General features: G+C 67.3%; 19 protein-coding genes and 1 pseudogene. 12 read left to right on the forward strand and 8 right to left on the reverse strand.

All coding sequences use genetic code 11. The features are described 5' to 3' along the window. Positions 1-155: 155 nt before the first annotated feature. Together ACQCSY_RS06355 and ACQCSY_RS06360 are read left to right on the forward strand one after the other, a co-directional pair. The gene (locus ACQCSY_RS06355; protein WP_427135709.1) at positions 156-1130 is read left to right on the forward strand and encodes an RluA family pseudouridine synthase; all 975 of its coding nucleotides are present in this window, start codon (positions 156-158) and stop codon (positions 1128-1130) included. A gap of 62 nt (positions 1131-1192) precedes the next feature. Next, the gene (locus tag ACQCSY_RS06360; protein ID WP_427134128.1) at positions 1193-1828 is read left to right on the forward strand and encodes a DedA family protein; all 636 of its coding nucleotides are present in this window, start codon (positions 1193-1195) and stop codon (positions 1826-1828) included. A 2-nt stretch (positions 1829-1830) separates the two neighbouring features. Here ACQCSY_RS06360 and ACQCSY_RS06365 read toward each other — a convergent pair whose 3' ends face one another. Beyond that, positions 1831-2136 (reverse strand): hypothetical protein, encoded by a 306-nt coding sequence (locus tag ACQCSY_RS06365; RefSeq protein ID WP_427134130.1) that lies wholly within the window; start codon positions 2134-2136, stop codon positions 1831-1833. A gap of 40 nt (positions 2137-2176) precedes the next feature. Beyond that, entirely contained in the window at positions 2177-2557 is a 381-nt protein-coding gene (locus ACQCSY_RS06370; protein ID WP_427134131.1) for a hypothetical protein, read from the reverse strand. Between the two features lie 17 nt (positions 2558-2574). On the opposite strand from ACQCSY_RS06370, the gene ACQCSY_RS06375 reads away from it, so the two are divergent. After that, a complete protein-coding gene (locus ACQCSY_RS06375) occupies positions 2575-2961 on the forward strand; it encodes a FecCD family ABC transporter permease (RefSeq protein ID WP_427134133.1) in 387 nt (128 codons plus the stop codon). After that, positions 2954-3712: an ABC transporter ATP-binding protein gene (locus tag ACQCSY_RS06380; RefSeq protein WP_427134135.1), complete on the forward strand. Its 759-nt coding sequence runs from the start codon at positions 2954-2956 to the stop codon at positions 3710-3712. Before ACQCSY_RS06375 ends, ACQCSY_RS06380 begins: the two co-directional genes overlap by 8 nt. On the opposite strand, the gene ppc is transcribed toward ACQCSY_RS06380, so the two are convergent. Beyond that, positions 3709-6528, reverse strand: coding sequence for a phosphoenolpyruvate carboxylase (gene ppc / locus ACQCSY_RS06385; protein WP_427134137.1), 2820 nt, complete (start codon positions 6526-6528; stop codon positions 3709-3711). The two genes, ACQCSY_RS06380 and ppc, sit on opposite strands and share 4 nt — an antisense overlap. A 245-nt stretch (positions 6529-6773) precedes the next feature. Further along, positions 6774-7454 (reverse strand): NADPH-dependent F420 reductase, encoded by a 681-nt coding sequence (locus ACQCSY_RS06390; RefSeq protein WP_427134138.1) that lies wholly within the window; start codon positions 7452-7454, stop codon positions 6774-6776. Positions 7455-7571: 117 nt separating this feature from the next. On the opposite strand from ACQCSY_RS06390, the pseudogene ACQCSY_RS06395 reads away from it, so the two are divergent. Further along, a pseudogene (locus tag ACQCSY_RS06395) lies at positions 7572-7763 on the forward strand (TetR/AcrR family transcriptional regulator); the annotation flags it as partial. Positions 7764-8222: 459 nt separating this feature from the next. Beyond that, a complete protein-coding gene (locus tag ACQCSY_RS06400; protein WP_427135711.1) occupies positions 8223-9053 on the forward strand; it encodes a DUF1684 domain-containing protein in 831 nt (276 codons plus the stop codon). Positions 9054-9061: 8 nt separating this feature from the next. Here ACQCSY_RS06400 and ACQCSY_RS06405 read toward each other — a convergent pair whose 3' ends face one another. Then, positions 9062-10282, reverse strand: a complete 1221-nt coding sequence (locus ACQCSY_RS06405) for an acyl-CoA dehydrogenase family protein (protein ID WP_427134139.1) — start codon at positions 10280-10282, stop codon at positions 9062-9064. Beyond that, positions 10279-11097, reverse strand: coding sequence for an SDR family NAD(P)-dependent oxidoreductase (locus ACQCSY_RS06410; RefSeq protein WP_427134141.1), 819 nt, complete (start codon positions 11095-11097; stop codon positions 10279-10281). Before ACQCSY_RS06410 ends, ACQCSY_RS06405 begins: the two co-directional genes overlap by 4 nt. Positions 11098-11334: 237 nt before the next feature. Between ACQCSY_RS06410 and ACQCSY_RS06415 the strand changes: the two genes are divergently transcribed. From ACQCSY_RS06415 to ACQCSY_RS06430, 4 genes are all read left to right on the forward strand, one after another. Further along, positions 11335-12621 (forward strand): glycoside hydrolase family 76 protein, encoded by a 1287-nt coding sequence (locus ACQCSY_RS06415; RefSeq protein WP_427134143.1) that lies wholly within the window; start codon positions 11335-11337, stop codon positions 12619-12621. Positions 12622-12787: 166 nt separating this feature from the next. Further along, positions 12788-13843, forward strand: coding sequence for an iron ABC transporter substrate-binding protein (locus tag ACQCSY_RS06420; protein WP_427134145.1), 1056 nt, complete (start codon positions 12788-12790; stop codon positions 13841-13843). Positions 13844-13847: 4 nt separating this feature from the next. Then, positions 13848-15440, forward strand: a complete 1593-nt coding sequence (locus ACQCSY_RS06425) for an ABC transporter permease (protein ID WP_427134146.1) — start codon at positions 13848-13850, stop codon at positions 15438-15440. Positions 15441-15538: 98 nt separating this feature from the next. Then, positions 15539-16627: an ABC transporter ATP-binding protein gene (locus ACQCSY_RS06430; RefSeq protein WP_427134148.1), complete on the forward strand. Its 1089-nt coding sequence runs from the start codon at positions 15539-15541 to the stop codon at positions 16625-16627. 135 nt (positions 16628-16762) lie between these two features. Here the strand turns inward: ACQCSY_RS06430 and ACQCSY_RS06435 are convergent, their stop codons facing one another. Further along, positions 16763-17029, reverse strand: a complete 267-nt coding sequence (locus ACQCSY_RS06435; RefSeq protein ID WP_427134150.1) for a hypothetical protein — start codon at positions 17027-17029, stop codon at positions 16763-16765. A 401-nt stretch (positions 17030-17430) separates the two neighbouring features. Between ACQCSY_RS06435 and ACQCSY_RS06440 the strand changes: the two genes are divergently transcribed. Both ACQCSY_RS06440 and ACQCSY_RS06445 read left to right on the forward strand, forming a co-directional pair. Continuing rightward, entirely contained in the window at positions 17431-19584 is a 2154-nt protein-coding gene (locus tag ACQCSY_RS06440; protein WP_427134152.1) for a glycogen debranching N-terminal domain-containing protein, read from the forward strand. Between the two features lie 193 nt (positions 19585-19777). After that, positions 19778-20911 carry a glycosyltransferase family 4 protein gene (locus ACQCSY_RS06445; RefSeq protein WP_427134154.1) on the forward strand — a complete coding sequence of 378 codons (1134 nt, stop codon included), beginning with the start codon at positions 19778-19780 and terminating at the stop codon, positions 20909-20911. Here ACQCSY_RS06445 and ACQCSY_RS06450 read toward each other — a convergent pair. Then, positions 20877-21617: a phosphatase PAP2 family protein gene (locus ACQCSY_RS06450; protein WP_427134156.1), complete on the reverse strand. Its 741-nt coding sequence runs from the start codon at positions 21615-21617 to the stop codon at positions 20877-20879. The genes ACQCSY_RS06445 and ACQCSY_RS06450 overlap by 35 nt on opposite strands. Positions 21618-21641: the final 24 nt, after the last annotated feature.

Raw genomic sequence — 21641 nt, forward strand, 5'->3', positions numbered from 1 at the left:
TCCAAGTGTGCCTACCGACAGTTTTATTTGTCAAGAACTTTTTTCTCGTCGGCTGTCCGATTCGATGGTCCCCTGCGGGCTCGATGCTTCGCAGCGTCTTTCCGGCGGGGAACCATCGAAACGGCGGCCAGGCAGCCCAGTAGAATGGACCGGTGATGCAATCCCCCCTCCCCGTGCGCGACGGCGTCAACGCGACCCGCCTGCGTCTCCCGGACGAGGGGCCCTGGGACACCGCGATGGAATACATGATGCACCGCTGGGGGCACATCGATCCCCAGGGCATCGAGGACCGGTTCGACGCCGGGGAGATCGTCGGCGAGGCCGGCACCGCGCTGGACCGCGCCACCGCGCTGCGGGACCACACCTTCATCTGGTACTACCGCACACTCCCGCCGGAGACCCGGATTCCGGTGGAGCTCAACATCCTGCACCAGGACGATCACCTCCTGGTGGTGGACAAGCCGCACTTCCTGCCCACCACGCCCGGCGGCACCTACATCCAGGAGTCCGCCCTGGTCCGGCTCCGGAACCAGCTCAAGCTGCCGGAGCTAATCCCCATGCACCGCCTGGACCGTATGACGGCCGGCATCCTGCTGCTCTCCACCAACCCCGACACCCGGGGCAAGTACCAAGTGCTCTTCGAGAAGCGCCAGGTCCAGAAGGAATACGAGTGCGTGGCCGCCGCCGTCCCTGCCCCCGGCCACCCCGCCGTCGACTTCCCCGTCGTGGTGCGCAACCGGATGACCAAGTCCCGCAGCTACCTGCTGGCCGAGGTGATCGACGGCGAACCCAACGCGGAAACCCGGATCGAGCTGCTGAGGACGTTCGACGCCGACCGGTCTGCCGACGCCGCAGCCGACGAAAGCGGCCAGTCCGACGCCGGGACCCGAGGCCGGGCGCTGTACCGGCTTGAGCCGCACTCGGGAAAGACCCACCAGCTCCGCGTTCACATGGCATCGCTGGGACTGGGGATCGTCAACGATGCGTTCTACCCGGACCTGCTGGACAAAGCCCCGGACGACTACACCAAACCGCTCCAGCTCCTGGCCCGCGGCATCCGCTTCGTCGATCCCATCACCGGCAGGCCTGTCGAGTACCGCAGCGGGCTGCAGCTCAGCGAAGCCCTCTGACCCAGCCGCGGCCCCGTCACCGGGAGTCCGGCGCCAGAGCAGAAGTGCGGTACCTTGTGGCCATGGACTTGGGCAATGCGGACAGCTGGGGCGCCGCGATCTATTTCTGGATCATCCCGATCGTCATAGGCGACGCCATCTTCCCGCCTATCCCCTCCGAGATGCTGGTCATCACCGGCGGCGCGCTCTCCGCCGACGGGCGCGCCAACGGCTTCCTGGTGGTGCTCCTTGCCGCCCTGGCCTCTTGGCTCGGCGACCTCATGGTCTTCCAGCTCTTCAAGCGGCGCCTGAGCCATGTGCTCGACCGCTGGAAATGGGGGCGGAGCTTCCACACGGGCGTGCACGCTGCAATCGCCCGGGCGGGCCGGTCCTCCACCTACGGGGCGATCATCGGTATCCGGTTCATCCCCGGCGGGCGGCTCGCGACAACGGCCGCGGCGGGCATCGCGAACGTCTCCACCCGCGGCTTCAGCCTCTGCGCGGCCATCGGCGGCATCCTCTGGGCCACCTGGTCAGTCGCCTTGGGATATTTCACTGGCTCCGCCACGGGGCTTCCATTCTGGGCCAGCTCGCTGATCGGCGTCGGCGTCGGGTTGGTGATCGGCGCCGTCGTGGGTGTGATCGTCACGAGGCGCCGTGGCAGCCGTTCCCCCGTGGAGTCCCCGGTGAATGACCCGGACGAGGAGTTGGATTTCTGAGGTCAGACGGGCGCCCAGCGGCCGCGGCTGCGGCGGAGCACCGTCAGCGTTCCGGTCAGTGCAACGCGTTCGACGGCGTCGCGCATCATCGCGGCCGACTCCCTCGCTTGGCTGTTCTCGCCGCTGTAGGAGGTGGGGTCGACCAGGAAGCGCAGGTTCAGCTGCGGCACCCCGCCGGCCAGCTCCAGCTGGTTCGATTCCACATGGTGCCGCGTCTCGAGCGCCTCGACGGCCGCCGCCATCACGGCGTCCGGCGGGTTGCCCGGCTTGATCCCGGTGATCTTGAGTCTGGTCTGGAACGACGGCATAGGCTCAAGCCTAGACGCATCGGGTACCGCGGGCGCCTGCTTAACCTTCGCGGCCGGCGTCCGGGTTCCTGACCGGAGCCGACCACCGTTCCTCAATGTGGCCGAACCTCCACACCCCCATGGCCAGCACCCAGGTACCCAGGAACAGCGCGACGACCGTGTACCCCACCGAGTCCAGGTCGATACCGCCGATGGCGGACAGCGGGCCTGTGCTGATCCCGGCCCGTTCCACGAGGATGGGGATCAGCTCGATGGAGCCGATCCCCAGCGCCACGGCCACCGACAGCCCCGTGATGACGATGTTGTAGTAGATCCGGCGGACGGGCCGGGACACCGCCCAGCCGTAGGCGAAGTTCATCAGGCAACCGTCCAGGGAGTCCAGCAGGCTCATCCCCGCGGCAAAGATAACGGGCAGCGTCATGATCGCGTACCAGGGCAGTGCCGAAGCTGCGCTGGCGCATCAACGTGCTCTCCCTGGGTGACGAGGACGCCGCAGCGCTGGGCGTCAGACCGCGTCCGCTGCGCTGGGTGGTGCTGATTGCGGTGGCACTGATTGTGGCCGGCGCAGTCGCAGTCAGCGGCGCGGTCAGCTGGGTGGGCCTGGTGGTACCGCACCTGGCGCGGATGTGGGTGGGCCCGGACCACCGGGTGCTCCTGCCGGTGTCCTTCCTCCTGGGAGGCGCCTACATCGTCCTGGTGGACACGGTGGCCCGCACCGCGACCGCCGGCGAGATACCGCTGGGCGTCCTCACCGCCCTCATCGGGGCCCCTGTTTTCTTCCTGCTCCTGCGCCGCAACCGGGAAAGGATCTGGGAAAGTGCTTGAGCTGGACGGCGTGGGATTCGGCTACGCGCGGCAGGACTGGGTTTTCCGGGACGTCAGTTTCCGGGTGCCGCCCGGCACCGCCACCGCGGTGCTGGGGCCCAACGGCAGCGGCAAGACCACTCTGGTGCGCTGCGCTGCCGGGCTGCTGGAGCCGGCAGAAGGAACGGTCCGCCGGGCCGACGGCGCGGGGTACGTGCCGCAGGCGCACGGCAGCGTGTTTGGCTACAGCGCCCTTGACATGGTCCTGATGGGGAGGGCCCGGCAGGTGGGGATCTTCCGGACCCCGGGAGCCACGGACCGGGCCGCGGCCCTGGAAGCGATGGAGAAGGTGGGCGTGGCCGGGCTGCGGAACCGCCGCTTCCCCACCCTGAGCGGGGGCGAGCAACAACTGATCCTGATAACCCGGGCCATTGCTGCGGGCTGTCCCGTGCTGGTGCTGGACGAGCCTGCCACTGGCCTCGATCTCAAGAACCAGGTGCGTGTCCTGTCGCTCCTGCGCGAACTGATGGCCGATGGCATGGCCATGCTGCTGAGCACCCACCATCCCGACCATGCAATGTACCTGGCCGATCGGGCCGTCCTCCTGGGCAGTGGCGGCGCGCGGACAGGGCGGGCCGCCGACCTGCTCACGGACACCGCGCTTTCGGCGCTCTACGGGGTTCCCGTCAGGACCCTCGCCTATTCCGATGGCGGCCGCGCCCGCCGCACCATCGTGGTGCCGTACGGAGAGCTCCGGAACCCAGCGCCTTAGCCCGTGTTGCGCAGGCCTGCGGCGACGCCGTTGACCGTGATCAGCATGGCGCGCTGGAGCCGTTCGTCGATCTCGGCACCGGACATGCTCTCTCCTGCGGCGGCTTCGGCCCGCACGCGGCGCAGCAGTTCCACCTGCAGGTAGCTGATCGGGTCCAGGTACTGGTCCCGGATTTCCAGCGAGCGCTTCAGTGTGGGCTGGGCATCGAGGAGCAGGTCCTCGCCGGTGAGGTTCTGGATCTCGGCGACGGTGAGCTCGTATTCGGCCCGGATGGCGCGGAACAGGTGGTGCAGCCCTTCCGGGACCAGGGTGGACACGTAATAGCCGGCAATGTCCATGTCCGTCTTGGCCAGTGTCATTTCCACGTTGGAGAGCACCGAGCGGAAGAAGTGCCAGCCCTCCATCATCTCCGCGAGCTGGGCCGAGTGGCCGTCCTCGCGGGCGGCCTTGAGGCCGGAGCCGACGCCGAACCAGCCCGGCACGATCTGCCGGGACTGGGTCCAGCCAAACACCCACGGGATCGCCCGCAGGCCCTCCAGCCCGGCACCGGAATCGGGCCGCTTGGACGGCCGGGAGCCGATGTTCAGGGAGCCCAGCTGCTCCACCGGGGTGGAGGCCATGAAGTACGCGGGCAGGTCCGGGTCATCGATCAGCGTCCGGTAGCGGGCAAACGCGGCGTCGGAGATGGTCTCCATGACGTGGCCGTAGCGCACGCGCTGGTCCTCAGAGGTGCGCGGCGTGCGGTGCAGCGCGGAACCCTGCATCACGGCGGCCAGGGACAGCTCGAGGTTCTCGCGGGCCAGCTCGGGCAGTGAGTACTTGTCAGAGATGACTTCGCCCTGCTCGGTGAACTTGATTTCGCCTTCCAGCACGCCGTTGGGCTGGGCCATGATGGCGTCGTAGGTCGGCCCGCCGCCGCGGCCCACGGAGCCGCCGCGGCCGTGGAAGAGGCGCACCCGGACGCCGTGCTTGGCCGCAATGTCCCGGAGTTTGCGCTGGGTCTTGTGGATTTCCCACTGGCTGGTCATCACGCCGGATTCCTTGTTGGAGTCCGAGTAACCCAGCATGATTTCCTGCACATCCCCGCGCAGCCGGACTAGCTCCCGGTAGGACGAATCGGAGAGCAGCCGGTCCATGATCTCGGCCGAGGCACGCAGCTCCTCCACGGTCTCGAGCAGCGGCGCGAAACCGATCTTGGCGTAGGGCGCCTCGCCGAAAAGGCTGACCAGTCCGGCCTCGCGGGCCAGCACCGCCGCAGCCAGGACATCGTCCGCTCCGCGGGTCATGGAGATGATGTACGTCTCGATCACGTCGGGGCCGTAGGTGCGCAGGGCACGCCGGATCTCACGGAATACGTCGTACGTGCCGTCGGCGACGCCGTCGAGCTTGATCGGGTGGCCGGAGAGCGGACGGCGGGAGGCGAGCTCCGAGCCCAGCACTTCGAGGCGCTCGGCGCGGCTCAGCTCCGCGTACCGGACGCCCGGGCCGCCGAGGCGGTCCATAAGCTGCCCGACGGCGTCGTGGTGGTGGTCGGCATGTTCGCGGATGTCCAGGGTGGCCAGGTGCAGGCCGAAGGAGGCGATGGCCCGGCGGACGCGAGCCAAGGCACCGTCGGCGGCGAGCTCCCCATGGTGGTGCCGCAGCGACCGTTCCAGCAGGCCGAGCTCGGCGAGAAGCTCAGCGGTGGCGGTGTAGTCACGGCCGGGCTCGTGCGGGGAACCGGCGGCCACGCGCCGGGCCGTGTTCAGGAGTTTGGCCTTGATGCAGGTGAGTTTGAGCCGGTACGGCTCCTGCGCATTCAGCTCAAGGACCCTGCGGTCCAGGCCCGGGAGGTTCTTGAGGTCGACGTCGATCGAGTCCAGGAGCTCCGGTTCCGCCCCGGCCAGAGCCGTCGAGTTGGACAGGATGGAGATGAGTCCGTCGATCAGGCCGATACTGATCCGCACCGCGTGCTGGTTCTGGATCTGCAGGATCTCGCGGGTGACTGCAGCGGTGACGTTCGGATTGCCGTCCCGGTCGCCGCCGATCCATGAGCCGAACCTGATGGGCGCCTTCTCGGCGGGGAGGGTCACACCGTGTTCGCCGAGCAGCTCGGAGAGGTCCGAGAGCATCTCCGGCATGGCGTCGCTGAGGATGCCGGTGAGGTAGTAGATGGCGTTCCGGGCCTCGTCCACCGGGGTGGGCCGGACCTGGCGGAGCTCGTCCGTCTGCCACATCTGGTCGATCACTTCAGAGAGCTGGCGGTCTTGGCGGCGGCGCGCGGAGGTGCCTTCCGCGGTGGATTCGGCGAGGACGTCGGAGAGCCGGCGGATCTTGTCCAGCACGGAGCGGCGGGAGGCCTCGGTGGGGTGGGCTGTGAAAATGGGCCGGACGTCGAGCTCGTTCACGACCTCCTGCAGCACGGAAGCGCCGGCCTGCGCGGCGATGTCCGTGACGGCCTTGGCGAGCCAGCCGTCCTTTTCCTGGCGGGTGCGCAGCCCGCGGACCCGGTGGACCTGCTCGGCGGCGTTGGCCAGGTGGAAGTAGAACGCGAAGGCGCGGACCAGGTCGGTGGCCTGGTCCAGGGGCAGGGAGCCTAGCAGTTCGCGGACCTGTGCAACGACATCGTACGAGCTCCACGGACCGGTCGCATCGGCGCCGCCCCGGGCGGCTTCCTTCGATTCCTTGGTCAGCAGGCGCACCTGCTCGACCAAGTCCAGAAGTTCGGGCCCGTGCTGGCGAACCAAGGACTCGCCGAGGAGGGTGGACACCCGACGGACGTCGGCCCGCAGTTCTGCGGCGAGATCGGTGTCGGAATGCATTGCAGTGTCAGCCATGGAAACTTTTCTTTCGAGGGTTCGACTTGGCTCGTACACTGCGCTGGATACTGTGAGCCCGGTTACTTCTTCCTATCGGATGTTACCCGCAGCCCGGGCAGGCTGGGAATCCGTCTCAGATAGTGTCCTGCCCGCGCAACACAGCCCCCTGCACCCCAGTAGCTCGCAGCTCATGCCGTTTCTGCACCCCAGAACGGCACCTGCTGCCAGCCAGTTGGGCGGCAGCGGCCGGCGGCCGGCGGCGTTCAGCGGGCGATCTTGAAGTTGAACTCCCCGGTGCCCAGCGAGCCCCAGATCCGCAGCCAGACCGGCAGGATCATTTCGGCGCCGCGGGCGCTAGTGATGTCGCCAAGGTCGATGACGTCCCGGTGACCGAACCCCTGGAGGATCTCCGTCACGGCTTTCTTGGCGTCCTCGTCGTTTCCGGAGACGAACACCGAGTGCTCTCCCCCGGCCACGCGGGCCGGATTTACCATCACGCTGGCCGTCATGGTGTTCAGGGTCTTGACCACCCGGGCTTCCGGAAATGTGCGCTGGATCTGCTCGCCCAGGCTGTCGGTGTTCACGGGGTTCAGCGACGGCGGCATTCCCTGGGAGAAGTCCAGGGGGTTCGCGACGTCCATGATCACCTTGCCGCTCAGGTTCCCGGGACCGGCGGCGGCCAGCGCTTTGAGGGAGCCGCCGCCGTTGGTGGCGTTGACGATGAGCTCGCCGCCTGCAGCGGCGTCGGCGAAGGTGGCGACGCCGACCTGCTTGTGCGCCGCATGCCACTGGGCGAACGGCGCGGTACCCATCGCGTCCGGTTCCGTCCGGGCCAGCGTCGCCTGCGGATCGCGGGTCCCGATGACGACGTCGTGGCCCAGGCCCGCCAGCGCGCCGGCGATCGTGCGGCCGACGGTGCCAGTTCCCAGCACAGCAATCTTCATGGCGTCCTCATTCTGATTCGTTGGGGATAGACAGGTTCGTCTACTGTTGGGCACGACGCTATCAGACAGGCCTGTCTACCGCAATCATAGACAGACTTGTCTGTGTACCATTGAGTTATGACGCCGCCAGCAGCCACCGCCCCGCCGGCTGCCCGCACCCCCGCCGGGCATGCCAGGGAGAAGATCCTGACCACCGCCTTCCGGCTCTTCTACGCCCAGGGGCTCCGCGCGGCTGGCGTCGATACGATCATCGCCGAATCCGGCGTCGCCAAGGCCACGTTCTACAAGTATTTTCCGGCCAAGGACGACCTCATCCTGGCCTACCTGGAGAAGGTCGACGGCATCTGGACCGGACAGCTCCACGCCGCCGCCGAAGCAGCCGGCCCGGCCCCGGCCGACCAGCTCGTGGGCCTCTTCGACGCCCTGGGAACGGCCTCCCGACGCGACGGCTACCGCGGTTGCGCCTTCATCAACGCCGCGGCCGAGTCTGCCGCCGGCACCCGCGTCCATGACCGGACCGTGGCCCACAAACAGCACATCCGGGCCTGGATCCGGGACCTGGCCGCCCGTGCGGGAGCGACGGACCCGGAACAGCTCGCCCGCAGCCTCACGCTGCTGCTCGACGGCGGCCTGGCCAGCGGGGTGCTCGACGGCGACCCTGGAGCCGCCGCTGCCGCCCGCGCCACCGCAGCCCAGCTGGTGCAAGCCAGCCTCGGCAGCCCAGCCGCACGCACCCCGGCCGCACAGACCACCGCCCTGGAGGAACCCATGAACACCGTTGAGCCCGCGACTGATCCGCAGCTTGCCCGCTGGCAGCGCTTCCGCAACAGCCGCAACACGGCCTTGGCCGCCGAGCACGGCTGGCTGACGCTGACCTCGTTCCAGTGGCTCGATGACCGGCCGGCCGCCGTCGACCTCACCCCGGGCCTCTGGTCCACGGACGGCACCACGGCGTTCCTCACCGCCGCCGCGTCCGACGGGCTGACCCTTGTGGAGACCGGCGAACCCGCGGACGGGACGATCAGTGCAGTGCTCTCCGACGAGGAGTCGCTGATGTGGGTACAGCACGGCGGCGACGACGGCCGGCAGGTAATGGTGGAGCTCGCCATGCGGGCCGGCAAGTACGCCATCCGGACCCGGGATTCGAAGTCGCCCCTGTTCACCGAGTTTGACGGCGTGCCCACCTTCGATTTCCGGCCCGAGCTGGCGGTCGAGGCCAGGTTCGTGCCCTATCCGGAGCCCGTGGATGTCCCGAACGGCACCGCCAACCCGCTCGTGGACGGGGTCCACCGCTCCGTCGGCGAGCTCGTCTTCCGGCTGCCCGGCAAGGACCACGAGTTCCACCTGCACGCGGAGGAGGAAAAACTCGGCGCGCTCACGGTCACGTTCCACGACGAGACCAATGGAGAGAGCACGGACGAATGGCGGAAGGTTTCCACGGCGCGGCCGCGCCCCGACAACACGGTGATCCTGGATTTCAACCGTGCCATCAACTACCCGAGCGCCTTCACCCCCTATGGCACCTGCCCCATGCCGGTGAAGAACAACAGCCTGGATTACCGGATCGAGGCCGGAGAGAAAGAGCCCGCGCTCTTCTAGACGGACTGCTACACGATCGCGGACACCCCGGTCACGGCACGGCCCACGATCAGCGTGTTGATCTCGTAGGAGCCTTCGTAGGTGTAGATCGCCTCGGCGTCGGAGAAGATCTTGGCCATCCGGTAATCGGTGACGATCCCGTTGCCGCCCAGCAGGGACCGTCCCATCGCCACGGTTTCGCGCATCCTGGCGCTGACGTAGGACTTCGCGAGTGCCACCTGGGGCATGTCCGCGGCGCCCTGCTCCTGCAGCTGCGCAATCCGGACCATCATCCCCATGCTCGCCACGGCGTTGCCCAGCATGGTCACCAGCTGCTGCTGGACGAGCTGGAACTTCGCCAGCGGCCGCCCGAACTGCTGGCGTTCGACGGCGTACTGGCGGGCGACGTCGAACGCGGCCAGCTGCTGACCGACACCCTGCCAGGCCACCATGATCCGCGAGCCGCGCAGCAGCTCGTTCGTGTCCTCGAAGCTGTTGATGCCGGCGAAGCGGTCCGCCTCGGCCACCCGGACATCCTTGAAGACGATGTCCGCGTTCTGCACCGTGCGCAGGGCGATCTTGTTCTCGATCCTGCTCCGGCTCACGCCGGGCAAGGCGGCGTCGACGATGAAGCCGCGGACGCCGCCGTCGGCCTCATCCCGGGCCCACACGAGCATGTAGTCGCAGAACGTCCCGTTGCCGATCCAGCGCTTGGCGCCGTTGAGCACCCAGCAGTCCCCGCCGTCGGCCGCTCCGCCGGGGACGCGCCGGGCCCGGGTTTCCATGCCGCCGGCGACGTCGGAGCCGTGCTCCGGCTCGGTGAGCGCGAAGGCGCCGGTGGTCCGGAGGTTCGCGGCGTCCTCGAGCAGGCGGGCCTTCTGTTCCTCGGAGCCGAAGCCGTACAGCGACTCCACGAAGAGGTCGTGGTGGACCAGGAAGAACGTCGCGATCGAGGTGTCCACCCGGGTCATTTCGGCGATGACCAGCCCGGCGAACAGGTTGCTGTAGCCTCGCTGGGCCGGCGCGCTGAGCTCAAGTGCGGCCAGCTTGGGCAGGATGTGCGCGGGGAATTCCGCCTTGTTCCACCATTCGCCGGCAAAGGGCGCGACCTCCCGGGCCAGGAACTCGCGCAGCTCCTTCAGCTTCTCCTGCTCCGGAGCACTGAGCAGGGATTCGAAGTCGAAGAAATCAGCGCCCGGCAGGCCGGCCGTGGAGAGAGCGGAGTCGGGGGCAAGCCCTGGCTGCGTCACTTGGGTCCCATCCGGATGGCCCCATCGAGCCGGATGGTTTCGCCGTTGAGCATGGCGTTGTCCACGATGTGCGCGGCCAGGTTGGCGTACTCGGCGGGGCGGCCCAGCCGGGAGGGGTGCGGCACCTGGTGGCCCAGGGAGTCCTGCGCCTCCTGCGGCAGGCCGGCCATCATGGGGGTCTCGAAAATTCCCGGCGCGATGGTGACGACGCGGACCAGCGAGCGGGCCAGTTCACGTGCCAGCGGCAGTGTCATGGCGGCCACGGCACCCTTGGAGGCGGCATAGGCGGGCTGGCCGATCTGGCCGTCGAAGGCGGCGACGGAGGCGGTGTTGATGATGACTCCCCGTTCCGGACCGCCCAGCTCCGTCACGGCCGGCTCGGTGGCCACCATCGCCGCGGCGGCCAGGCGGATCACGTTGAAAGTGCCCACGAGGTTGATCTGGATAACGCGGTTGAAGTTTTCCAGCGGGAGCACGCCGTCGCGGCCCAGGACCTTGCCGGGGGTGGCGATGCCGGCGCAGTTCACCACGATGCGCAGCGGGCCCAGGGCGACGGCGGCGTCGACGGCGGCCTGTACCTGGGCCTCGTTGGTGACGTCAGCGGGGACAAAGACGGCCCTGTTCGCCGGTCCCGCCGCGGCGTCCGAACCCGCCGTGCCCCCGGCGTTCAGCTCGGCGGCGAACGCGTCTCCGGCCGAGGCCGGCAGGTCCACCAGCACCACGGACGCGCCGGCGCCGAACAGCCGCCTGGCCGTCGCCGCCCCCAGACCCGAGGCCCCGCCCGTAATGAGCGCGACAGTACCTTTGACGTCCATGCATCCTCCTTGATGTGGAACCCGAACCCGGCTGTGAAGCCGCGCCGCGAATGCGCCGCAGTCACCGGCTCGCAGGGAACATTAGTTAGTGAATGTTAACTGGAATGCGGACATTCCGCACCTTCGCCCGGAGATCCGCTGCTGCCGGCACCGCCTTCCGTCACGGGCTGCCACGGGCGCCGTCACGATCGCGGTCCGATCGCCGTCCGGATGTACTGCCGCCGCTAGGCTGGATCCATGACCGCAGCAGACGCCTCCGCCGCCCCCAACTGGTCCTTCCGTGCCGACGAGGCGGCCCGCGCGGTGACCAGGCTTTTCGGGCAGCGGCTGTTCTTCCTGCCCGGGACCCACATTGCCGCGGTCGCGCGGCCCTCGGGCCGGCTGAAGAACCTGGCCCGGCCCTGGCACTACTGGTGGCAGGCGCACTATCTGGACTGCCTGGTGGATACCGGCCGCCGGGAACTGGGCAGTGACACCCGCCCGGGAGACCGTCCGGGGGCGGGGTTCGACGGCGAGAACCGGCCCAGCGCCGGCCAGCTCGCGTCCCGGCTGGTCACGGGCATCCGGCTCCGCAACTTCCTCACGGTCGTTAACAACTACTACGACGACATGGCGTGGCTGGCCCTAGCCACCCTGCGGCTGGACAAGCTTGCCGAGGACACCCGCAGGCCGGCCGGCCGGGGGCGCAACGCCAAGGTCCTGCGGAGCCTCACGCTGCAGTTCGATTCCGCGTCCACGGAAGATCTGGGCGGCGGCACCTTCTGGAGCAAGAAACGGGACTTCAAGAACACCCCCGCCACCGCGCCGGTGGCCCTCTACTACGCCCGGACCGGCAATCCGGCCAAGGCGCAGGCCCTCCTCGACTGGCTGGACGCCCGGCTCTACGACCCGGAACAGGGCATGTACCGCGACGGTCTCCGCATTTCCAGCACCGGGGAGGCGGTCCTGGAAGGCGCCATCTACACCTATAACCAGGGGCCCGTACTGGGCGCCCTGCTGGAGCTCGGGGGCGAGGCGAACCTGGCGCGGGCGGCGGAGCTCGTGGCCTCCGTGGCGCGCAGCCTCACCCTCCCGGCTCCGCTGATGGGCCGCAGCGCGACGGTGCTGCGCTGCGAGGGAACCGGCGACGGCGGCCTCTTCACCGGGATCCTCGTCCGGTACCTGGCGCTGGCGGCCCGCGACGAACGGCTCCCTGCCGAGACCCGCGCCACTGCTGGGATGCTCGTGAACGACACCGCCGAGGCCTTCTGGGAGGGCCAGCGCGTCGTCCCGGCCCAGGAAGCGCTGGCGCGTGCGGGCGGCCGGCTGGTCTTCTCCACCCGCCCCGAACTGCCGGCGCGCCGCAGTTACCCGGGGGGCGCCGCCGTCGAACTTTCCACCCAGCTCCAGGCCTGGATGGTGCTGGAAGCGGCCGCGTCAATCGCGGCGTCTACGGCCGCGGCGAACCTCGCGGCGAACCCGGCGGCACCCGAGGCGCAGCCTGCGGACCGGCCACAATCAGACGTGTCAACCCCTGATAATTAAGTCACGCAATAGTTTCGTAATTCATGTGATCCTGATCACTTAAGGGCCTTTCGGGTTGGTTGCTTAGGTTTGGCTAACCTACAGTTTTTCCTAGTGAGCATGCCCTAACTTCCCCGCTCACGGGGGCTAGGGTTCCTGAGACCTTTTCCTTGCAGAAAGTAGCCCCATGAAGATCCGCAACAACGCGCTGGCCGGCATCGCACTCGCCGCCACCGCCGCTCTCGGCCTGGCCGCCTGTGGCTCCGGCACCTCATCCTCGGCCAGCAGCAGCGCCGCCGCAGACGGCAAAGTCTCCGGTGAAATCACGGTCTACAACGCCCAGCACGAGTCGCTGACCCAGGAATGGGTTGACGCGTTCACCAAGGAGACCGGCGTCAAGGTCACCCTGCGCAACGGCGAAGACCCCGAAATGGCCAACCAGATCATTCAGGAAGGCGCGGCGTCTCCCGCAGACGTTTTCCTGACCGAGAACTCCCCGGCAATGACCCAGGTGGAGAACGCAGGCCTCTTCGCGGACGTGGACAAGGCCACCACGGACCAGGTGCCTGCGGCATACCGCCCCAGCACGAACAAGTGGACGGGCATTGCCGCCCGGTCCACGGTCCTTGTCTATGACAAGACCAAACTGACTGAAGACAAGCTGCCCAAGTCCATGCTGGATCTGGCCAAGCCGGAGTGGAAGGGCAGGTGGGGCGCCTCGCCGTCCGGCGCCGACTTCCAGGCGATCGTCTCCGCCCTGCTGGAACTCAAGGGTGACGCCGCCACCGAGGAATGGCTCAAGGGCATGAAGGAGAACTACAAGTCCTACAAGGGCAACAGCACCGCGATGAAAGCCGTCGATGCCGGCGAGGTCGATGCTGCCCTGATTTACCACTACTACTACTTCGGTGACCAGGCAAAGACCGGCGAGAACTCCAAGAACGTCGCCCAGCACTACTTCAAGAACCAGGATCCGGGCGCGTTCGTCTCGGTCTCCGGCGGCGGTGTGCTGAAGTCCGCCAAGAACGCCGCGGCAGCCCAGGCTTTCCTGAAGTTCATCACCGGCAAGAAGGGCCAGGAGGTCCTGCAGACGGGTGACTCTTTCGAGTACGCCATCGGCTCCGACGTTCCGTCCAATGACAAGCTCGTCCCGATCAAGGATCTCCAGGCACCCACCGTTGATCCGGCCAAGCTCAACTCCGCCAAGGTCACGGATCTGATGACCAAGACGGGACTGCTGTAGATCATTGGCCACTGACCTAGCGGATCCCGGGCCATCCGGTATCACGACGACGGCGGGCAGGGGCAAGCGTCCCCGCCCGCCTTTCGGCGTTTCTACGGTTGCCGTCCTCGCGGTACTGATTGCGGTCTTTTCCCTGATTCCGCTGGGCTACGTCATCTACATGACTGCCGCCACGGGCTGGGACACCGCCGTCGCCCTCATCTTCCGGGCCCGGGTGGGGGAACTGCTCCTCAACACCGTGCTGCTCATCATCATCACCGTTCCTCTGTGCCTTGTTCTCGGCGTGGGCGGCGCATGGCTGGTGGAGCGCACCACACTCCGGGGCCACAAATGGTGGGCTGTGCTGCTGGCGGCACCGTTGGCCGTTCCGGCCTTCGTCAACAGCTATGCCTGGGTCTCCGCCGTACCGTCCCTCCAGGGCCTCTTGTCCGGTGTCCTGATCTCCACGCTGTCGTACTTCCCGCTCGTGTACATCCCGGCCGCCGCGACGCTCAGCCGCCTGGACCCGGCGATTGAACAGTCCGCGGCCTCCCTGGGCCTCGGTGCCTGGCGGGCTTTCTTCCGCGTGGTGCTGCCACAGCTGCGCATCGCGATGACCGGCGGCACGTTGCTGGTTTCGCTGCATCTGCTGGCCGAGTACGGCGCCTTCGCGATGATCCGCTTCGATACCTTCACGACGGCGATCATGGTGCAGTACCGCTCAACGTTCAACGGGACCGCCGGAAACATGCTTGCCAGCGTGCTGGTCTTCTTCTGCCTGATCCTGCTCGTCATGGAGGTCCGCAGCCGTGGTACCGCGAGGTACGCCAAGGTCGGCTCCGGTGCGCAGGCAAGGGCGCTGCGATTGCCCCTGCACGTCTACCAGATTCCGGCACAGCTCTCGCTGCTGGCCCTCACCGTGCTCGCCTTCGGCCTTCCGCTGACGTTCGTGCTGCGCTGGATTGTCGCCGGCGGACCGGGGATCTGGACGGCGGATGAGTTCCTGCCGGCACTGCTGCAGACGCTCGCCTACGGCCTGGCCGCAGCCGTGGCCACCACCGTCGTCGCGTTCCCCATGGCCTACCTCGCCGTGCGGCATCCGGGCTGGTTCAGCAAGGCCCTGGAGCTGTCCAACTACGTCACCAGCTCCATGCCCGGAATCGTTGTGGGCCTGGCCTTCGTGACCGTGAGTATCCGGCTGGTCCCCAGCGTGTACCAGACCGCGGGGCTGCTGATCGCCGCCTACGTGCTGCTGTTCCTGCCGCGGGCCCTGGTCAATATCCGGTCCGGCCTGTCCCAGGCGCCCAAGGAACTCGACGAGGCCGCGCAGGCGCTGGGCAAGCCGCCCCTGCTGTCCTTCCTCCGGGTGACGCTGCGCCTCACGGCCCCGGCTGCCGCGGGCGGAGCCGCGCTGGTGTTCCTCGGGATCGTCAACGAGCTCACGGCCACCCTGCTGCTCTCCCCCAACGGGACGCGGACCCTCGCGACCGAGTTCTGGAGCAAGAGCAGTGAAATCGACTACGCCGGCGCCGCCCCGTACGCACTGCTGATGATCGTGATCTCGGCGCCCATGACCTATCTTCTTTTCCAGCAGTCCAAGAAAGTAGCGGGACAGTGACCGATTCTTACCCTTCTTCTTACCCTTCGGGTGGTGCCCCTTCCCGGCTTCCGGAACCCCGGATCTCTCCGTCCGTGGTCTCGAGTACGAACACCCACATGGAGATCGAAGCGGTCACCAAGAACTTCGGTTCCCAGGCCGTACTCAAGGGCGTCAACCTCTCTGTGGCCAAGGGCGGAACGACGGCTATCGTGGGTCCGTCCGGCTCCGGCAAGACCACGCTCCTGCGGCTGATTGCCGGCTTTGAGCATCCCAACACCGGCACTATCTCCCTCAACGGCAGCAAGGTAGCGGGCGACGGCGTCTGGGTCCCGGCCCACAAGCGCCACGTCGGCTATGTCGCGCAGGACGGCGCCCTGTTCCCGCATCTGACGGTCGGGCAGAACATCTCCTTCGGCCTCGACTCCGCCAAACTCCCCGCCAGGCACCGCGGCGTCAAGGCCCGTGTCAGCGAACTGCTGGAAATGGTCTCCCTGGACGCGTCAATGGCCAAACGCCGGCCCCACCAGCTCTCCGGCGGACAACAGCAGCGCGTCGCCCTGGCCCGCGCCCTGGCCCGCGAGCCGGAGCTCATGCTGCTGGACGAGCCGTTCTCCGCGCTTGACGCCGGCCTGCGGGTGGCTACCCGCCGGGCCGTGGGCAAGGTCCTCCACGACGCCGGCGTGACCACGATCCTAGTGACGCACGACCAGGGCGAGGCGCTGTCCTTCGCGGACCAGGTGGCGGTGATGCGCGGCGGGAAGCTGGCGCAGATCGGCAACCCGTTCGTGGTCTACACCCGGCCGGCGGACCGCGCCACCGCGGAATTCCTCGGTGACGCCGTCATCCTCGACGCCTGGATGGAAGGCTCCCTGGCCACCTGCTCGCTCGGCGGCATCCCCGTGCGCCGGCCTCCGGCCCAGGGCCGGGTCCAGCTCATGCTGCGTCCCGAGCAGATCCGTATTGCCGAGGACGGGCCCATCCGCGGCACAGTGGTGGACACCGACTACTTCGGTCCGGAGACCACCGTGCGGCTCAAGCTTGCCGTCCCGCCGGTCCTCGCTCAGGGAGCCGTGGCCGACCACCGCTACCCCGGCGGTGGCGAAGTCATCACCATCCGGCACTGGAACGCCTCGATCGCCCGCCCGGGCGCCGAGCTGTGCCTGCGCGTGGTGGGTGAGGCCGTGGCCTTCCCGATCGAGGACTAAACTCCCGCACCTTTCGGCGATTGAGCCACAAGAGACCGATTCCGGCCCACCCGGCTGGCTGCAGCACGGACGCGTCAGCTGTCTGCGCTCGGCCGGTTTTGGTGGCGGCTGGTTGCGCGGGGCTCCGGTTCTTAATTACTGGCTGCCGTTGGTGGCTGGCTCAGATCCGGGCTCCGATGCGGCCGGTTCTGCCGAATCTACCGGACGTGGTTCCGGAATATGCCGGAACGCGCGCCGGAGAACGACAGCTGCGACGACGGCGGCCGCCAGCATGCAGGCGACAAGAGTGGCGATTCTGGTGGCTTTGGAGCCGTGCCGGAGCTGGATCCGCGTGGCTGCCCGCTTCAGAGCCGCCTCCGCCGCGGGCGTTCCTGGATGCTTGGGTGCCGGTATTTTAGCCATAGCTGCCTCCAGGTCACGGGCGTCTGGGACCAGAGTACGCCTCGCGTTAAGGGCCCGGTACCCATTCCCGGAGGGTCGGCACCGGCGCACCGGCCAACAGCACCGTAACGGGAGCCTGACCCTGAGGCGAGGGGAACCACAAGGAGCAAGAAGGTGAGGACCCGTCTACGCACCGGCGCGGCTGGCGCCGAACATCCCAAAGGCCGGGCCCTGTTCTTCCGAAGAGCGGAGACGTATCCTGATCTGGCCGTGTGAATACCCGGATCCGAACCAGCTACTTGGGGTGCCGTCAATGGCGATTCCACCCGTATGGCTTCGGTGCAGGACCGGCGGGCCGGAATGCCGGACCGTTTGGCGTCTTCGTGCGATATCCCGGCAGTAGCCTTTTCTAAGGGGAAGCGATGACTGGTTGGAACGCCGATACTTCCGCCGGATCAATCGGGGCCGGTGCTGTAACCCTCGTGGAGGGCTCGTCTTTTTGCATTTCTGCCGGCAACGGCGACATGCATTCCGGGCGGCCGCACGGAGCTTTCTTTAGTGACACCCGGATCCTCTCCCAGTGGAACCTGACGGTCAACGGAGAGCCTGTTCAGCCACTCGGTGCCACGACCCCGGAACCCTATCGTGCTGTGTTCGTCGGCCGTGCAGCAGGCTCGGGCGGTGCTGCCGACAATCCTCTGGTCGTGGAGCGGGAACGCGTGATCGGCTCGGGGATCCGTGAACAGATCACGGTGAGAAATTTCTCCCGGGAACCGGCCGAGTGCACTCTGGAACTGATCGTGGGCACGGATTTCGCGGACCTGTTCGAGGTCAAGGACGGCCGGTCTCCGCACCACCGGGACCAGTCGCTCCGGCAGGACGGCGAGAGCCTAATCCTGGACTGTCAGTGGAAAGGCAGCCAGCGAGGCCTCATTGTTCAGGCTCCGGGCGCGACGATCGACGGCGGATCCCTTTCGTACCGGGTTGTACTCGAAGCACACGGTACGTGGACCCGGGCAGTAGTCGTCATTCCCACAGTGAACGGGTCCGAAGCGTCTGCCGCGTTCTCTGCCGACCGGGCGACACACGAATCATTGCCGGCGCTCCGATTCGGCAGTTGGGGCGCCAAGTCTCCGGTGGTGCAGCTCCAGAACGCTGCCATTGAGAAGGTCCTCAATCAAAGCCAGGGGGATCTGGGTTCGCTGCGGATCTTCAACCCGGACCATCCGGACCGCGCCGTGCTGGCTGCTGGAGCGCCATGGTTTATGGCGTTGTTCGGACGGGACTCTCTCCTGTCCTCCCTGATGGCCCTGCCCGTCGACCCGACCCTGGCCTTGGGGACTCTGCAGACACTTGCCGAGTTCCAAGGCAAAGAGGTGAACCCGCTCAGCGAGGAAGAACCTGGCCGGATACTGCATGAGGTCCGGCTCGGCGTCAGCGCAGGCTTGTCGCTTGGTGGGGGGAGCATCTACTACGGCACTGCGGACGCGACTCCGCTCTTCGTCTCGCTGTTGGGCGAGCTGAGCCGCTGGGGCCTGGCAGGCGAGGCAATCGATGCCCTCCTTCCGCATGCGGACCGGGCACTGGAGTGGATCAGGAACTATGGGGACCGCGACGGCGACGGCTTTGTAGAATACGCGCGGGCAAACAAGCACGGGCTCATCAACCAGGGCTGGAAAGATTCTTGGGACGGCATCAACTTCGCCAACGGCGACCTCGCCGAAGCCCCCATCGCGCTCTGTGAAGTGCAAGGCTATGTGTACAGCGCTTACATTGGCCGTGCGCTGATGGCGGTAGACGCCGGAGACGCCGGGCTTGCCAGAGACTGGGGCACGCGTGCGGCAGCGCTGAAGAAGGCGTTCAACGAACGTTTTTGGCTGCCGGATCTGGGTTACTTCGCCATTGCCCTCGATAAGGACAAGCAGCCGGTGGACGCTTGCGCCTCCAACATGGGTCACTGCCTCTGGAGCGGAATCATCGACGACGATAAGGCCGCGGCAGTGGCGCACCGGCTGATGTCACCGGAGATGTTCACCGGCTGGGGTGTGAGAACGCTCGGATCGGACATGGGCGCCTACAATCCGGTCAGTTACCACAATGGCTCCGTTTGGCCCCACGACAACGCACTCATCGCCGGAGGACTGATGCGGTATGGCTTCGTCGAGGAGGCACAGAAGATCGCCCTCGGGCTCTTTGAGGCTGCCGATTTCTTCGGGGGCCGGCTGCCGGAACTGTTCTGCGGTTTTGACCGGGACAGCTACCCGTCACCGGTGTCCTACCCCACCTCCTGTTCCCCCCAGGCGTGGGCCGCCGCCACACCCATCCATCTGATCCGCACCCTGCTCAGATTCGACCCTTTCCTTCCCTACGACGGGCTGTGGCTGTCACCGGTATTTCCGGACAGTTTCGGGAACTTCAGAGAAGAGAACATGCCGCTCGCCGGCTCCCGGCTCACGGTCGAGGTATCGGACAACACGACCTCTGTGACCGGCCTCCCCGACCGTGTCCGGTTGCACCGCGGGACCAGGCCGCCACTCGCAGAACTGCTGCAGCTGAACGAGCTGCAGCGCAGCTAGCCGGACTTCGCGGCGCTTGGAATGACCCGCCGCCTTGGCTGCTTCCAGAATGGCCCCTTGCGGCACGCGACTTGATCGCCGTAACGTTTATGGCAGGTTGGGGGCCGGCCGGTGGAAACGTTCTAGGGGTGGGCCATGGACAGGCACAGCGTGCGCGTTCGCCACCACCATGCCTTGGGGCGAGGCGACTGACATGCGCATCGGCCTCATTGCGCCGCCGTGGTTCCAGGTTCCGCCGCCCTCCTATGGCGGCACGGAATCCGTAATCGACACGCTGGCGCGGGGCCTGGCCGACGCCGGCCATGAAGTCCTGCTCGCGGCGTCCGGCGACAGCACCTGCCCAGTCCCACGGGTACCCGGTCTGCCGTCCGCTGATACAACGACTCTCGGTTCCAGCCGCGAAGAAATCCGTCACGTTGTCCGGTCATACGCGGCCATGACCGACGTCGATATCCTCCACGACCACACGCTCATTGGGCCCCTCTACCGGCACCGGCCGCTGGGCGTCCCTCTGGTCACGACCACCCACGGACCGTTTGCGCCCGATCTGCGTGACCTCTACCAGGCCATCAGCGCAGATGCCGCCGTCGTCGCAATATCCCACCATCAAGCATCCACCGCCAGGAATTTCAAGGTCGCTCGCGTCATCCACCACGGTATTGACGTAGGTTCAGTGCCTACCGGATCGGGGTCCGGGCAGTATGCCTGTTTCCTCGGCCGCATGAATCCTTCCAAAGGAATACGCGAAGCAATCATGATCGCCCGCCGCGCACAAATGCCCCTGCGGATCGCCGCGAAGATGCACGATAAAGCCGAACACGAATACTTCACAACCGTCATCCAGCCGCTGCTGGGACCCGACGTCGAATACCTCGGCGAGTTGGACGCCGAAGCCAAATACCGGCTTCTCGGCGAAGCGGCGGCACTGCTCAGCCCCCTGCAGTGGCCAGAGCCCTTCGGCCTGGTGATGATAGAGGCCCTGGCAACCGGAACGCCCGTGGTCTCAACCCGAAGAGGCGCCGCGCCCGAAATAGTCACGGACGGGCTGACGGGGTTCTTACGGACCGGTGAACACGAACTTGCCTCCGCATTGCAAAACGCAGCATCTCTGGACCGTGGTGGCTGCCGCCGAAGCGTGGAGGAGAGATTCAGCTCCCTGCGCATGGTCCAACGCCACCTTCAACTCTATTCCGAGCTGACGGGGATCCCACTTACGAACCGGCCTGCCGTTACGGCGCACCGGAGGGGCATGGAGTCCGTGCTGCCGCCTGCCCTGACCGCTCACCTCGGCGTCAGCGGTGGTCATCGCTTCGGCGCCGGGCCGTGATCTCTGAGGCCGGCTGACCGGTTGAGACCCTCAAACCGTCCACCAGAATCACCACGCCCGTCACGGCGAAAGCCAGGCCCATCGAGGCGAGCACGTCCGTCAGCCAGTGATAGCCCAGGTAGAGCCGGCTGAGGGCGACCACCACGGCCCCGGCTGCCGCCGCCGCGAAGGCGAGCGCCGCCGTCGTCCGCTTCGCCCGGCCCGCCACCAGCAGATAGACGAGCACGGTCAGGAAGACGCCGGCGCCGAAGGTATGCCCCGAGGGGAATGAAAGGGCGTCGTCCGGGCCCAGCATGAAATCGCTGGCGGACGGCCTGGCCCGGTCCACCTGGTGTTTGATCAGGGTGGACACCGCGAAGGTTGCCGCCATGGCGCCGATCAGCAGGGCCGGCCGCCAGATTTCCCGCTTCCATGCCGCCCAGCCCAGGGCGAGCGCGAACCCGATCACGGTCATCCACAGCGGCGATGTCACGGTGGTCACGGCCGTCAGGACAGCGGTGGCCAGCGGGTTCCGGGACGCCACGAGGCCGTCATGCACCGGCCCGTCCAGGGCAGCCAGTCCGGTGTCCGACTGTACGGCTGCCAGCATGGTCCAGAAGATCGCGTCCCCTGCCACCAGCAGGCCTGCGGCGCCGAAGAAAATGCTGCGCTGGGATCGCAGCGGCGGACGGGCAGAGGTGCGCGGATCGCGCTGGGCAGAAAGCATCGCCCAAGTCTGCCATCCGCAGCT

Origin of the sequence: Pseudarthrobacter sp. S9 (genome assembly GCF_050156545.1) — a bacterium.
GTDB lineage: Bacteria > Actinomycetota > Actinomycetes > Actinomycetales > Micrococcaceae > Arthrobacter.

Coding starts and splice junctions, on each gene's coding strand:
- ACQCSY_RS06420 (WP_427134145.1), top strand. CDS start 12,788: ATGAAGATCCGCAACAACGCGCTGGCCGGCATCGCACTCGCCGCCACC.
- ACQCSY_RS06390 (WP_427134138.1), bottom strand. CDS start 7,454: ATGAAGATTGCTGTGCTGGGAACTGGCACCGTCGGCCGCACGATCGCC.
- ACQCSY_RS06435 (WP_427134150.1), bottom strand. CDS start 17,029: ATGGCTAAAATACCGGCACCCAAGCATCCAGGAACGCCCGCGGCGGAG.
- ACQCSY_RS06400 (WP_427135711.1), top strand. CDS start 8,223: ATGAACACCGTTGAGCCCGCGACTGATCCGCAGCTTGCCCGCTGGCAG.
- ACQCSY_RS06415 (WP_427134143.1), top strand. CDS start 11,335: ATGACCGCAGCAGACGCCTCCGCCGCCCCCAACTGGTCCTTCCGTGCC.
- ppc (WP_427134137.1), bottom strand. CDS start 6,528: ATGGCTGACACTGCAATGCATTCCGACACCGATCTCGCCGCAGAACTG.
- ACQCSY_RS06410 (WP_427134141.1), bottom strand. CDS start 11,097: ATGGACGTCAAAGGTACTGTCGCGCTCATTACGGGCGGGGCCTCGGGT.
- ACQCSY_RS06430 (WP_427134148.1), top strand. CDS start 15,539: ATGGAGATCGAAGCGGTCACCAAGAACTTCGGTTCCCAGGCCGTACTC.
- ACQCSY_RS06440 (WP_427134152.1), top strand. CDS start 17,431: ATGACTGGTTGGAACGCCGATACTTCCGCCGGATCAATCGGGGCCGGT.
- ACQCSY_RS06360 (WP_427134128.1), top strand. CDS start 1,193: ATGGACTTGGGCAATGCGGACAGCTGGGGCGCCGCGATCTATTTCTGG.
- ACQCSY_RS06370 (WP_427134131.1), bottom strand. CDS start 2,557: ATGACGCTGCCCGTTATCTTTGCCGCGGGGATGAGCCTGCTGGACTCC.
- ACQCSY_RS06445 (WP_427134154.1), top strand. CDS start 19,778: ATGCGCATCGGCCTCATTGCGCCGCCGTGGTTCCAGGTTCCGCCGCCC.
- ACQCSY_RS06365 (WP_427134130.1), bottom strand. CDS start 2,136: ATGCCGTCGTTCCAGACCAGACTCAAGATCACCGGGATCAAGCCGGGC.
- ACQCSY_RS06355 (WP_427135709.1), top strand. CDS start 156: ATGCAATCCCCCCTCCCCGTGCGCGACGGCGTCAACGCGACCCGCCTG.
- ACQCSY_RS06450 (WP_427134156.1), bottom strand. CDS start 21,617: ATGCTTTCTGCCCAGCGCGATCCGCGCACCTCTGCCCGTCCGCCGCTG.